The following is a 13,874-nucleotide window of genomic DNA, read 5'->3' on the forward strand; positions in this document are numbered from 1 at the left end:
GTGACAGGGGCACGCGACACCTTGGGCGGCATCTCGGAAGAGCAGGTCGATTATACCGAGGTCAAGCGGCTCGATGCCCCGTTCTCGGCCCGGCAGATGCCGTATTATCTGCTGCTGGCAATCTGTTGCGGCATCATCGTGATCAAGGGCGATCCCGGGCTGGTGCTGGCGTGGGTGATCGCGGTTCTTCTGGCGAAGGGGCTGCATCACCTTGCCCTTGCCCGCCTGCCGGACACGGGCCCCAAGCGGCTGATCCGACGCATCGTGGCAACGCAGGTCCTTGTCGGGATCGTTTATGGCGCGCTGGGGCTCGGGCTTTGGGTCAGCGGCGGCGAGACCCAGCGCATCATGTCCTTGCTGTTGCTGAACGCTGCGGTGCTCAACGCCTTGTCGGCGCGCTCGCGATTGCCTGTGCAATTGCGTATCGATCTGTGGCTGATCTCGGTCATGACGCTGCTGCGGATTGGCTGGCTGTGGTATCAGACGCCGATGACCATGGAAACGTGGATGCTCAGCGCCGCGCTGCTGGCCATTCTGATTTACTTCATCCACGTCACCATCGACTTTCGCAACATGCGCCAAAGGCTGAATGCCCGGAGTTCCGCCCTGGATGCGCTGGCGCGTCAGCGCAGCATGACGCAATTCACCGGCGGCGTGGCGCATGATTTCAACAACCTGCTGACCGTGGTTCTGGGCAACATGGAACTGGCGCGGCTGAGCGCGCGCGATGGCGAGCGGGACGAGCTGATCGGCGAGGCAGAGCGCGCAGCGCGGCGCGGGGCCGAGCTGACCTCACGTCTGCTGGCCTTGTCGCGCAATGCGCGGCTGGCCCCGGTTTCGGAAAGCCCCGAAGAAATGATGAAGCCGATCCCGGCGCTGGCTGGGCGGATCCTTCGGCCCGAACATCGGCTGGATATATCCGTGGAGCGCAATCTTCCGGCGGTGTTCGCCGATCCGACCAGCCTTCAGGCGGCGCTGCTCGAGCTGATCACCAACGCGCGCGATGCCATGCCGGATGGCGGGCAGATGACGCTGTCCGTCAACCAAAGCGCCGACGCGCCGGGGCAGGCGGTGCGGTTCAGCCTGACCGACGCGGGCAGCGGTGTTCCCGACCACCTGCGCGACACCGTGTTCGAACCCTATTTCACCACCAAGCCGCGCGGGCAGGGATCGGGACTGGGCCTGCCGATGGTGCGCGGCTTTGTCGAGCAATCCGCTGGCGAGATGCATATCGAGCCAGCGCCGAACGGGCAGGGCACGCGGGTCTGGTTCGACCTGCCCGCGGTGCCTGCAAGGGAGGGCGCCGCGCCCCGGGCCGAAGGCATGGCACGGGGCTGAGGCCTCAGCCGTCGGCGCGGATCTCGCTGGCGATCTGCTGCATCGCCGCAAGCGGCACGTAGCCGCGCAGCATCTGCCCACCAAAGACAAAGCTCGGGGTGCCGTTGATCTGCATGGTCTGCGCCAGCGCGCGGGTTTCAGAGATGCGACGGTCGACCTCAGGGTCGGACATGCGGGCAAGGATCGCGTCGGTATCAAGCCCAAGCGACGTTGCAAGGCGGCGCAGCACCGGCTCGGAGGGCTCGCCGCCAAGGGTCATCAGCGCGTCATGCACCGATTTATACGCTTCGGGCCCGGCTTCGATCATGGTGGCGATGGCAAAGCGCGACGAGGTCAGCGAGGCCTCGCCAAGGATCGGAAATTCCTTGAGGATGAACCGGATGTTGCCATCGCTGGCGATCAGCTCTTCGACCTCGTCGAAGGCCTTGCGGCAATAACCGCAGCGGTAATCCGAGAATTCTACGATGGTGAGGTCGCCCTCCGGGTTGCCGCCGACATAGGAATAGCCGTCGTCAAAGATCGCATCGGCATTGCGGGACACCAGCTGTTCGTCATCGACGGCCTGCTGCTGCGCCTGCCGCGCTTCAAGCTGGCTGACGGCTTCCATGATGACCTCGGGGTTTTCCATCAGATAGGCCCGCACCTGCGCGCCGAACGCCTCGCGCTGCTCGGGGGTCATGCTGGCCGGGTCGAACTCTTGCGCGGCGGCCGGAAGGGCCAGTCCCGCGGCAAGGGCCAGCGCGGTTGCGGTGCGGATCGGTCGATTGAACATGGGGGCTCCCTGAGGTTGTCCGGTGAGGTTATGCGCTACGCGGCGCGGCGCGGCAACGGTTCAGTGCAGAACGCCGGCCCGCCGGGCGGCGTCGACGGTATCCTGCGCGCGCCGTCACGGCGCCGGGCGTAGCGGCAAGCGCGATGCCATGCGTGGGCGCTGCCGGTTGGGCAGTTGAGCAGCCGCAAGGGCGCTGAGAGCAAGGCAGACAGGCGGTTGGCAGCGGACATTGACCCTTGATGGTATCGCTTCTATGCGATGAGTAATGCCAGCATGGGAGAGCCAGATGCGAAACTCAAGCCGGGGGGCGGTCGATCCCTTCATCGTGATGGACGTGATGGAAGCGGCCCGGCAGGCCGAGGCATCGGGGCGGCATATCATCCATATGGAAGTCGGCCAGCCATCGGCCGGGGCGCCGAAGGAGGCGCTCGACGCGCTGGCATCACGCATGAAAACCGATCCGCTGGGCTATACGGTTGCCTTGGGGCTGCCAGAGCTGCGGGCGCGGATCGCGCGCTATTACGGCGAGCGCCACGGGGTCGATCTTGACCCGGCGCGGGTGGTGGTGACGCCCGGCTCTTCGGGCGGCTTCGTTCTGGCCTTCACCGCGCTGTTCGATGCCGGGCAGCGGGTGGCGCTGGGGCGGCCGGGCTATCCGTCCTACCGCCAGATCCTCAAGGCGCTGGATCTGCTGCCGACCGAGATCGAGGCAAGCGCCGCCAATGGCTATCAGCTGGTGCCATCGGATCTCGAAGGCGTTTCGTTCGACGGGCTGCTGCTGGCCTCGCCCGCCAATCCGACGGGCACGATGCTGGGGCGCGAGGCGCTTGGGGCGCTGATCGGGTGCTGCCAGTCACGCGGAGCGGCCTTCCTGTCGGACGAGATCTATCATGGCATCGAACACGCCGCGCCCTCGGTCAGCGCGCTGGAAGTGTCAGACGATGTCTGCGTGATCAATTCCTTTTCCAAGTATTTCTGCATGACCGGTTGGCGCGTCGGTTGGCTGGTGGTGCCGGATGCGCAGGTGCGCCAGATCGAACGTCTGGCGCAGAACCTGTTCATCTGCCCGCCCCATGCGGCGCAGGTCGCGGCGCTGGCGGCGATGGACGCCACCGAGTCGCTGGAGGCCAACCTCGCGGTCTATGCGAAAAACCGCGACATGATGCTGGCCGAACTACCGAAGATCGGCTTTGATCGCATCGCGCCGCCGGATGGGGCGTTCTATATCTACGCCGATGTCAGCGCGCTGACGCAGGACAGCCGGGCCTTTGCGGCGGAAATCCTTGAAAAGGCCGGGGTGGCCGTGACGCCGGGGCTGGATTTCGATCCGGTGCGCGGCCATGGCACGCTGCGCTTTTCCTATGCGCGCGGCACTGCGGACATCGCCGAAGGGCTGGACCGGCTGCGGCGCTTCATGGCGCAGCGGTAATCAAAGGTTTCTCATACCAACACGCGTCGGCATTGCAGCGTCCGGAGCAACGAGAATGACAGGCAGGTCTATGCGCGCAATCCTGATTTGGCTGCTTTTGCTGCCGTTGTTCAGCCAAGCTGCGCTGGCGCAGAGCCTTGGCGGGCGGGCGAGCTATCTGGGCGGCGGGGTCGTCGATGCCCGCAGGGGGGCGGCGCTGACGCTCGATCTTAGCCAAGGGGTGCCTTGGCGCGCGTTTACGCTGGTCGATCCGCCGCGACTGGTGCTCGACTTTCGCGAGGTTGACTGGGCGGGCGCCGACGCCGAGCAGATGAACCGCTCGCAGGATGTGGCCGAGCTGCGGATGGGCCCGTTCAGCGCGGGCTGGTCGCGGCTGGTCGCGGTACTGACCCGCCCGGCGCTGATCCGCGAGGCAGGCATGACCATCGACGAGGGGTCGGGGCAGGCAACCCTGTCGATTCTGCTAAAGGATGCCAGCGCGGCAGAGATGGAGGCTGGCTCTGGTGCGTCGCGCGATCCGCGCTGGGATCGCCCGCAAGCCTTGCTGACAGCCCCGCCGCGCTCCGAGGGCGCGCCGCTGCGCATCGTGCTTGACCCCGGCCATGGCGGCATCGATCCGGGCGCCGAGCGCGGCGGTGTCAGGGAGGCCGCTCTGATGTTGACCTTCGCGCGCCAGCTGCGCGACGTGCTGCGCCGCGCCGGTTACGAGGTTCTGCTGACCCGCGACGAGGATGTCTTTGTCTCGCTCGAAGGGCGGGTCGCCGCCGCGCATGAGGCGCGCGCCGATCTGTTCATCTCGTTGCACGCAGATGCCATCGAAGAGGGGATCGCGCATGGCGCCTCGGTCTACATGCTCGACGAGCTGGCCTCGGATGCCGCTTCCGAGGCGCTGGCCGAACGTCACGACCGCGATGACATTCTTGCCGGGCTCGATCTGTCCGGGGCGGATGATCGCATCGCCGATGTGCTGCTGGATATTGCGCGGCTCGACAATGGGCCGCGCAGCCTGTCGCTGGCGCAGCATCTGCTGGGCGGCATCGAGAACGCCGTGGGCGAGGTGCACAAGCGCCCGCTGCGCCGCGCCGGGTTTTCGGTGCTCAAGGCTGCCGACATTCCCTCGGTGCTGATCGAGCTGGGCTTCCTGTCGACCGAACGCGACCGCGCCAACCTGCTGGACCCCGACTGGCGCAACGGCATGGCCGCAGGCATCCGCGATGGCATCGCCGCATGGTCGCTTGAGGACGCCGCGCTGTCGCGTCTGCGCCGGCAGTGAGCGGGCAATCGCCTTGCATCACGCCGGCGTGTGTTTTGACGCGCGTAGACGGACGGTATAAGGGACGTGGCAATCCTGAAAGGCGGCCCTTGTGACTCGGTTCATTCTCTCTTTCTTCGGCGGAATCTTCAGCCTCATCACGCTGGGCCTGACCGCGATGGCGATCACCATCGGTGCGGTGTTCTGGATCTATGGTCAGGATTTGCCGAGCCATGAGAGCCTCGCGCAATATACGCCTCCGACAATCAGTCGGATCTATTCGACCGAAGGCCGGGTGATCGACGAATTCGCGCAGGAGCGGCGGATTTTTACCCCCGCCGACCAGATTCCAGACCTTGTGAAACAGGCGTTCATCTCGGCCGAGGACAAGAATTTCTACGAGCATTCGGGCTATGACCTTCGCGGCATCGCGGCGGCGGCGATTGATGCGGTGAAATCGCGCGGGCGCGACGTGCGCGGGGCCTCCACCATCACCCAGCAGGTGATGAAGAATTTCCTGCTGTCTGGCGACCGTCAGGCCGAGCGCAAGATCAAGGAGATCATCCTTGCCGCGCGGGTCGAAAAGGCGATGAGCAAGGAAAAGATCCTCGAGCTTTACATGAACGAGATCTTCCTTGGCCAGAATTCCTATGGCGTGACCGCCGCGGCGCAGACCTATTTTAACAAGTCGCTGTCCGAGCTTGCCCCCAACGAGGCGGCGTTTCTGGCCTCGATGCCCAAGGCGCCGTCGGATTTCCATCCGGTGCGCAACAAGGAACGCCTGCAACAGCGGCGCGATTACGTGCTGCGCGAGATGCGTGAAAACGGCGTGATCAGCCGGGCGGTCTATGAGCAGGAGGTGGCCCAGCCGCTGCTGTCGGTGCAAAACGGTGATTACGAGCCCTATCAGCAGGCGCTGCCGCCGCGCGACTATTTCACCGACGAGATCCGCCGCCAGTTGACGCAGAATTTCGGCGAAGGGGAATTCTTTTCCGGCGGTCTGTCGGTGCGCGCCACGCTTGATCCCGAAATGCAGGTGAAGGCCGCCGAGAGCCTGCGCATCGCGCTAGAAGACTACGACCGGGGCACCGGGCGCTGGAATGGCACCGGCAAGACCATCGACGCGGCCCTTCTGGACAGCGAAGCCGACTGGCGCGAGGCGCTGGCCAATACCTCGGTGGCGCGGGACGTCGATCTGCAAAGCAAGTGGCTGCCCGCAGTGGTGCTCGAGATCGGCGATCAGTCGATGCGGCTGGGGATCGAGGGCATTGCCAGCGACGATCCGCGCGGCAATTCGGTGCCGCGCAAGGATATCTCGTGGGTTCGCGGCAGCTTTGCCGACAATTTCAAGCGCGGCGATGTGGTGTATGTGCGCGAGATGACCGAAGACGACAGCGGCGCCTTCATCCGCTGGACGCTGCGGCAGATTCCCAAGGTGCAGGGCGCGTTCATGGCGATGGACGTGAATACCGGCCGGGTGATCGCCATGCAGGGCGGGTTCAGCTATCAGGATTCGGTGTTCAACCGCGCCACGCAAGCGATGCGCCAGCCCGGCTCGTCGTTCAAGCCTTTCGTCTATGCGTCGGCGTTGGATTCGGGCTATTCGCCGTCGACCATCATCATCGATGCGCCGATCGAGATCGACACCCCGCAAGGGGTCTGGCGGCCGAAGAACTCGTCGAACACCTATTACGGACCGACGCCGCTGCGCACCGGCATCGAGCAGTCGCGCAACCTGATGACCATCCGTCTGGCGCAAGAGATCGGCATGGACACGGTGGCGCGCTACGCCGAGAAATTCGGCGTATACGATCAGATGGGCCGGGTGTTGGCCAACGCGCTTGGCGCCGACGAGACCACGCTGTTCCGGATGATCTCGGCCTATGCGCAATTCGCCAATGGCGGCGAGAAGGTCGAGCCGACGCTGGTCGACCGGGTGCAGGACCGCTGGGGCCGGACGATCTACAACCACGAATTCGTCAAGGGCAACGAGCGGGTCTGTGAGGATTGCGCCGATCCCAACCTGCCGCCGGGGCGCGGCCCGCGCATCGTCGACAGCCGCGAGCGGATGATGGATCCAGTGACCGCCTATCAGCTGACCTCGATGATGCAGGGCGTGGTGCAGCGCGGGACGGCATCGGGCGTGGTCGATCTTGGGGTGCCGACGGCGGGCAAGACCGGCACCACCAACGATGCCAAGGACGTCTGGTTCATCGGCTTCACCAGCAATATCGTGGCGGGGTGCTATATCGGCTACGATACGCCGCGCCCGCTGGGTCGGGGCGCTTATGGCGCGTCGATGTGCGGGCCGGTGTTCCAGCGCTTCATGACGCAGGCGGTGAAGAAATACGGCGGCGGCAAGTTCAAGGTTCCCGAGGATTGCGAGTTCATGAACATGGACCGTTTCTCGGGGGCGCGGCTTGGGCCGAACGCCAGTGGCCCCAATGTGGTGTCGGAATGTTTCCGCCGCGGCGAAGAGCCGATGTTCGGGATCGCGCTGGACGGGGGCTGGGCGATGTCGGGAAATTTCGACGTGATCCAGCCGGACGGCTCGACGCGCTCGCGCGAGGTGACCACCTCTACCGGGAAGAAGGCCGTCGTTGGCCCCAAGGCGAGCTTTGGCACCTTGTCTTCGGGCGGGCTTTACTGAGATCGACCGCGCCTGGCCGGGCCGGAGCAGGGGGCCAGCCCCCTCGGCCTTGCGGCCTCACCCCCGGAGTTTATCGGGCAAGATGAAGGGCGGGCGCGGCGCGGCGCTTGAAGGGGCGGGGCGGCTGGTTTATGTCGCGCCCTTAAGTTGCCCTGACCACCCGCGAACCTTGAAAGAGACAGCCCATGCGCGCCGAGACCCAGAAGACCGTCGAACGGATCGAGAAGTCGCTGAACCTGCTGGGCCAGCGGCTCGACTGGGAGACTGCGCCCTATCGGCTGGAAGAGTTCAATGCGCGGGTCGAGGACCCCAATCTGTGGAACGATCCGGCGGCGGCGCAGAAGCTGATGCGGGACCGGCAGATGCTGGTGGATGCGATGGAGACCTATAGTTCCATCAAGCAGGACCTGTCCGACAATCTGGAACTGATCGAGCTTGGCGAGATGGAGGACGACGGCGAGGTGGTCGGCGACGCCGAGGCCGCGCTGGCGGCGCTGGCCGAGAAGGCCGCGCAGAAGGAGCTTGAGGCGCTGCTGGACGGCGAGGCCGATGGCAATGACACGTTTCTGGAGATCAACGCTGGCGCCGGGGGCACCGAGGCCTGCGACTGGGCGGCGATGCTTCAGCGCATGTATGTCCGCTGGGCGGAAAAGCGCGGCTACGAGGTCGAGCTTCAGTTTGAGGAAGCCGGTGCCGAGGCTGGGATCAAATCCTGCGGGTACAAGATTTCCGGGCAGAACGCCTATGGCTGGCTGAAGTCGGAATCTGGTGTGCACCGGCTGGTGCGGATTTCGCCCTTTGGCAAGGGCACGCGCGAGACGTCCTTTGCGTCGATCTGGGTCTATCCGGTGGTCGACGACAATATCGAGATCGAGGTGAACCCGAGCGATATCCGCGTCGACACCTATCGTTCGTCGGGCGCGGGCGGGCAGCATGTCAACACCACCGACTCGGCGGTGCGGATCACCCATATTCCGACCAATATCGTCGTGACCTCGTCGGAGAAGTCGCAGCACCAGAACCGGGATATCGCCATGAAGGCGCTGAAATCTCGGCTCTACCAGATGGAGCTGGACCGGCGGAATGCCGAGATCAATGCCCAGCACGAGGCCAAGGGCGATGCGGGTTGGGGCAACCAGATCCGCAGCTACGTGCTTCAGCCCTACCAGATGGTCAAGGATCTGCGCACCAACCACGAGACCAGCGATACGCAGGGGGTTCTGGACGGCGCGCTGGATCCGTTCATGGCGGCGACGCTGGCGCAGCAGGCGTCTGGCAAGTCGCGTGCCGACGCCAAGACCGACTGACGCCGCGTCGTTTTCCAGCTGACGCCTAGTCTTTTTCCAGCCAGCGCAGGATGTCGGCGCGGTTGCCGTCAAGTTCCGGCGCGGGCGCGCGGGCGGGCGGATCTTCCATGCCTGACATCTTGATCGGATTGCCCGCCGCCTTGAAGCTGGCCCGCCCGTAGCGGTCGAGCACGTCGACGATCATGTTGCGCGCGGCGATCTGCGGGTCTTTCATCACCTGATCCATCGACTGGATCGGCGCGCAGGGCACTCCGGCGGCGGTCATCCGGCTCAGCCAGTGGCTGCGCGGGTGTTCGAGGGTGACTGCCTCGATCAGGCGTTTGAGCAGGCGGGCGTTGGCCAGCCTTGCGGCATTGTCGGCAAAGCGCGGGTCCTGCGCGATGGGCAGGTCGAGCACGAGGCAGAGCCGCTCGAACTGCGCCTCGGTGCCTGCTGTCAGCACGAAGGGGCCGTCAGACGCCGAGACAGCCTCGCAGGGCGCGATCGAGGGGTGGCGGCTGGGATGGGGCGGCGGCGTCGCGCCGGTGGCCTGTTGCGGCACGGCCTGTTCCATCAGGGCCAGTTGCGCATCGAGCATCCCGACATCGACCCGCCGCCCGACACCGGTGCGCCCACGGTCGTAGAGCGCGGCGAGGATGCCCTGAGCAAGGAACATGCCGCCCGACAGATCGCCAAAGCTGCTTCCTGCGCGGCGGGGGGCGTCTGGTGTGCCGGTGCGGTTCATCAGCCCAGAGCGCGCCTGCACGATGACGTCATAGGCGGCACGTCTGGCATCCGGCCCGGTCTGCCCGAAGCCGGTAACCGAGGCATAGATCAGCGCCGGGTGGCGCGCATGCAGCAGATCCCAGCCAAGGCCATGCCTGTCCATCACGCCGGGGCGGAAGTTTTCGACCAGCACATCGGCGCGCGAGAGGATCCGGTCCAGCACGGCGCGATCATCAGCCTTGTCGAAATCGAGCGCCATCGAGCGCTTGCCCCGGTTGACGGCGGCGAAATAGGCCGACTTGCCATCCTTGAGCGGCGGCAGCGTGCGCGCGCCGTCGCCCGCTCCGGGGCGTTCGATCTTGATCACCGCCGCGCCGAGGTCGGCGAGGATCATCGTGGCAAAGGGCCCGGATAGAATCCGGGTGAAATCAACGACGGTGACGCCGGAAAGGGGAAGCGACATGGGCCTTTGGCTCTCTTGTCGAGGGGCTGCTCTGGGGGCAGGCTGTCATGCCGTTTGCCTCGCGGGCAAGCCTTTTGTCGGGGCTGGCCGGTTTTCGCCCCGAACGTGACTTTCCCGCTCAGCTTGCTTTGGTTTGCATCTTTCGCGCGTGAAACACAAAGCCGAGCAGGTTCATCAGCACCTGCGCCGCAAGGATCGAGGTCGTGCCGGTGGGATCGTAATCGGGCGCCACCTCGACGAGGTCGATGCCGATGACGGGATGGTCGCGCGCCACCGCTTGCAGCAATTCGAGCACGTCGTAATACAGGAACCCGCCATGGGACGGTGTGCCGGTGCCCGGCGCGATAGACGGGCAGAAGGCGTCGATATCAAGGGTGATATACACCGGAGCCCCGGCAGGAATGCGAGCGGCGACGCCTTGCGGGCCCAGCTTGCGGGCTTGACGCACCGACAGGATGTCCGAGCCCATCTGCCGGGCATCCTCATAGCCGTCGCGGGCAGTGGATGAGACATTGCGGATTCCGACCTGCGTCAACCCGCTGACCCACGGCTTTTCGGCGGCGCGGCGCATCGGGTTGCCATGGCCGCGCGTGACCCCGTGGCGGATGTCGACGAAATCGAGATGGGCGTCGATCTGAAGAACGTGAAAGGGCGCGTGGCCTTCATAGGCCTCGATGCAGGGGATGTTGATCGAATGATCGCCGCCGATCACCACCGGCAGCGCGCCGGCGTTCAGCGCCGCCTCGACCCCGGCGCGGATGTTGGCATGGCTCTGGATCGTATCGGTGTGCACGATGTCCGCGTCGCCCATGTCGACGATGCGCACGTCCTCGCCAAGGTAGGTGGTGTCGTCTTCGTGGTCATAGGCTCCGGCGTGACCGAAGCTGAACAAGGTCGAGGCCTCGCGCACGCCGCGCGGCCCGAACCGCGCCCCGGCGCGCCACTGCGTGCCCGCATCGAAAGGCGCGCCAAGGATCGCCGCGTCGGCGTCGATCTGCGACCAATCGGCGACATAGGGCTTTCTGGCAAAGGTGCAGATGCCGGTGAAGGGCAGGTTCAGGCGGCCGCTGTCGTATCCGTGGGTCATGGGGCTCTCGGGCAAGGGGTCATTGCCCTTGATTTTCACTGCTTGCCGTGAGGGCCGCAAGCAGATTGTCGCGTCAGGTATGGATGTTGGCAGCGAGGCTGCCGCGCAATGGCGCGCTTGTCGATGCCGCCGCGTGCCCTTTCGCCCTTTCCCCTGCCGGACATCCATGCAATAGGGACGTGCCAACCGATCCCCTCCCAAGGAGCTGCCCCCATGGAGATTCGCGAGGCCCTCACCTTCGACGATGTCCTTCTCGTTCCCGCCGCGTCCAGCGTGCTTCCCAGCACCGCCGACACCCGCACGTGGGTCACGAAATCCATTGCGCTGAACATCCCGCTGCTCAGCTCGGCGATGGATACTGTGACCGAGGCGCGCATGGCCGTCACCATGGCGCAGGCCGGTGGCATCGGCGTGATCCACAAGAACCTGACGGTCGAGGAACAGGCTCGGCAGGTGCGCCGAGTCAAGCGGTTTGAATCCGGCATCGTCTACAATCCGGTGACGCTGACCCCCGACCAGACCCTTGCCGACGCCAAGGCGCTGACGGAACGCTATGGCTTCACTGGCTTTCCGGTGGTCGATGCCAATCATCATGTGGTCGGTATCGTCACCAACCGCGACATGCGCTTTGCGCAAAAGGACGACACGCCGGTGCGCGTGATGATGACGTCGCAGAACCTTGCCATCCTGCACGAACCCGCCGATCGCGACGAGGCGATCAGCCTGATGCGCGCCCGCCGGATCGAAAAGCTGCTGGTGACGGATGCCGCTGGCAAGCTGACCGGCCTGCTGACGCTGAAGGACACGGAAACCGCTGTGGTCAACCCGACCGCCTGCAAGGATGGCCTTGGCCGCCTGCGGGTCGCGGCGGCGACCGGCGTTGGCGACTCCGGGCTGGAACGCTCCGAGGCGCTGGTGGACGCGGGCGTCGACATCCTCGTGGTCGATACGGCGCATGGCCATTCGCAGGGCGTGCTTGAGGCGGTGAGCCGCGCCAAGCGGCTGTCCAACGAGGTGCAGGTGATCGCGGGCAATGTCGCCACTTATGATGCGACGCGCGCGCTGATCGATGCGGGCGCCGATGCGGTCAAGGTCGGCATCGGGCCGGGTTCGATCTGCACCACCCGTATGGTTGCGGGCGTCGGAGTGCCGCAGCTGACCGCCATCATGGATTGCGCCAAGGCCGCCGGAGACGTGCCGGTCATTGCCGATGGCGGCATCAAGTTCTCGGGCGATTTCGCCAAGGCGATCGCGGCGGGGGCCTCCTGCGCCATGGTCGGCAGCATGATCGCTGGCACCGATGAATCGCCCGGCGAGGTGATCCTGTATCAGGGACGCTCGTTCAAGGCCTATCGTGGCATGGGCTCGCTCGGGGCGATGGCACGCGGCTCGGCGGATCGCTATTTCCAGAAGGACGCCGCCTCCGACAAGCTGGTGCCCGAGGGCATCGAAGGGCAGGTGGCCTACAAGGGCTCTGCCGGCGCGGTAATCCACCAGCTGGTGGGCGGTCTGCGCGCGGCGATGGGCTATACCGGCAACGCCACGGTCGAGCAAATGCGCCAGAACTGCAACTTCGTGAAGATCACCAACGCCGGGCTCAAGGAAAGCCACGTGCACGACGTGCAGATCACCCGCGAGTCGCCCAACTACCGGATCGGCTGAGCCCATGACCCCCGCAGCACGGATACAGGCGGCGATCGAGATTCTGGACCGCATCGCTTCGGGCGCGGCTGCCGAGCAGGCCCTGCTCGGCTGGTCGCGCGGGGCCCGCTATGCCGGGTCCAAGGACCGCGCTGCGGTGCGCGATCACGTCTTTGACGTGCTGCGGCGCTGGCGTTCGACGGCGGCGCAAGGTGGGGCTGACACCGGGCGGGGGCGGATGCTGGGTTTGCTGCGGCAATCCGGGATTGACCCGGACAGCCTGTTTACCGGCGAGGGCCATGCGCCAGAGCCGCTGAGCGACGCCGAACACGCCGCCGGACGCACGCCCGAAGGGGCCGAGGCGCTGGACCTGCCGGACTGGCTCGCCGATGTCTGGACCCAAAGTCTTGGCGATGCGGCGGAACCCTCGGCTCTGGCGCTGAGGCAGCGCGCGCCGGTGTATCTTCGGGTCAACACCGCGAAGCTTTCGGTGCCCGAGGCGCAGGCGCTGCTGGCCGCTGAAGGCATCGAGAGCGTGGCGCATCCGCTGGCGCAGACCGCGCTCGAGGTGACGGGCGGCGCGCGCGGCGTTGCGCGATCAAAGGCTTATCTCGATGGGCTGGTCGAATTGCAGGACGTGGCCAGCCAGGCCATCGCGCTTGCGCTGCCGCTTGAGCCCGGCTCGCGGGTGCTGGATTATTGCGCGGGCGGTGGCGGCAAGGCGCTGGCGATGGCGGCGCACAGTGGCGGGGCGGTCGATGCGCATGATGCCGATCCGGCCCGAATGAAGGATCTGCCCGCCCGAGCCCAGCGTGCCGGGGCACAGATCCGGGTGGTTGCCAAGCCGCAGGGCCGCTATGATGTCGTGCTCTGCGACGTGCCCTGTTCCGGGGCAGGTGCATGGCGGCGCGCGCCTGAAGGCAAGTGGCGCCTGACCGCCGAACGCCTGCGCGAGCTGACCGACATCCAGTCCGACATTCTGCAGCGGGCTGCGCCGTTGGTCGCAGCTGGCGGCACGCTCGCTTATGCAACCTGCTCGATGCTCGATCCCGAAAACACGGATCGAATTGCGCAATTCACCGCCGATATGCCCGGTTGGGAGGTGACGTTTCAGCGGCAGTTCCTGCCCTCGGATGGCGGGGACGGGTTCTTTCTGACCTGCCTGACAGCGCCGGCCTGACGGCGGGTTCGTTGTAATACTTCCATTTTAGCGCGGCTTTTCCCTCGTCA

10 protein-coding genes are annotated in these 13,874 nt (G+C 65.8%); 7 read left to right on the forward strand and 3 right to left on the reverse strand.

Features of this window, described 5'->3' with window-relative positions:
- On the forward strand, positions 1-1,338 hold the full coding sequence (locus tag KO516_RS24795; RefSeq protein WP_216004699.1) for an ATP-binding protein: 1,338 nt from the start codon (positions 1-3) through the stop codon (positions 1,336-1,338).
- A 4-nt stretch (positions 1,339-1,342) separates the two neighbouring features.
- Here KO516_RS24795 and KO516_RS15575 read toward each other — a convergent pair whose 3' ends face one another.
- A complete protein-coding gene (locus KO516_RS15575; protein ID WP_216004700.1) occupies positions 1,343-2,110 on the reverse strand; it encodes a DsbA family protein in 768 nt (255 codons plus the stop codon).
- A gap of 286 nt (positions 2,111-2,396) precedes the next feature.
- On the opposite strand from KO516_RS15575, the gene KO516_RS15580 reads away from it, so the two are divergent.
- From KO516_RS15580 to prfB, 4 genes are all read left to right on the forward strand, one after another.
- Entirely contained in the window at positions 2,397-3,539 is a 1,143-nt protein-coding gene (locus KO516_RS15580; RefSeq protein ID WP_216004701.1) for an aminotransferase class I/II-fold pyridoxal phosphate-dependent enzyme, read from the forward strand.
- A gap of 55 nt (positions 3,540-3,594) precedes the next feature.
- The gene (locus KO516_RS15585) at positions 3,595-4,812 is read left to right on the forward strand and encodes an N-acetylmuramoyl-L-alanine amidase (protein WP_252737637.1); all 1,218 of its coding nucleotides are present in this window, start codon (positions 3,595-3,597) and stop codon (positions 4,810-4,812) included.
- 91 nt (positions 4,813-4,903) lie between these two features.
- Positions 4,904-7,441, forward strand: coding sequence for a PBP1A family penicillin-binding protein (locus KO516_RS15590; protein WP_216004702.1), 2,538 nt, complete (start codon positions 4,904-4,906; stop codon positions 7,439-7,441).
- Positions 7,442-7,626: 185 nt separating this feature from the next.
- Complete coding sequence (gene prfB, locus KO516_RS15595) at positions 7,627-8,748, forward strand: peptide chain release factor 2 (protein ID WP_216004703.1); 1,122 nt, start codon at positions 7,627-7,629, stop codon at positions 8,746-8,748.
- A gap of 25 nt (positions 8,749-8,773) precedes the next feature.
- On the opposite strand, the gene KO516_RS15600 is transcribed toward prfB, so the two are convergent.
- Together KO516_RS15600 and KO516_RS15605 are read right to left on the reverse strand one after the other, a co-directional pair.
- Complete coding sequence (locus tag KO516_RS15600) at positions 8,774-9,916, reverse strand: CaiB/BaiF CoA-transferase family protein (protein ID WP_216004704.1); 1,143 nt, start codon at positions 9,914-9,916, stop codon at positions 8,774-8,776.
- A gap of 118 nt (positions 9,917-10,034) precedes the next feature.
- Positions 10,035-11,003, reverse strand: coding sequence for an agmatinase (locus KO516_RS15605; protein WP_216004705.1), 969 nt, complete (start codon positions 11,001-11,003; stop codon positions 10,035-10,037).
- Positions 11,004-11,216: 213 nt separating this feature from the next.
- On the opposite strand from KO516_RS15605, the gene guaB reads away from it, so the two are divergent.
- On the forward strand, positions 11,217-12,665 hold the full coding sequence (guaB, locus tag KO516_RS15610; protein ID WP_216004706.1) for an IMP dehydrogenase: 1,449 nt from the start codon (positions 11,217-11,219) through the stop codon (positions 12,663-12,665).
- A 4-nt stretch (positions 12,666-12,669) separates the two neighbouring features.
- Entirely contained in the window at positions 12,670-13,824 is a 1,155-nt protein-coding gene (locus KO516_RS15615) for an RsmB/NOP family class I SAM-dependent RNA methyltransferase (RefSeq protein ID WP_216004707.1), read from the forward strand.
- Positions 13,825-13,874: the final 50 nt, after the last annotated feature.

Source organism: Citreicella sp. C3M06, assembly GCF_018860705.1.
GTDB lineage: Bacteria > Pseudomonadota > Alphaproteobacteria > Rhodobacterales > Rhodobacteraceae > Salipiger.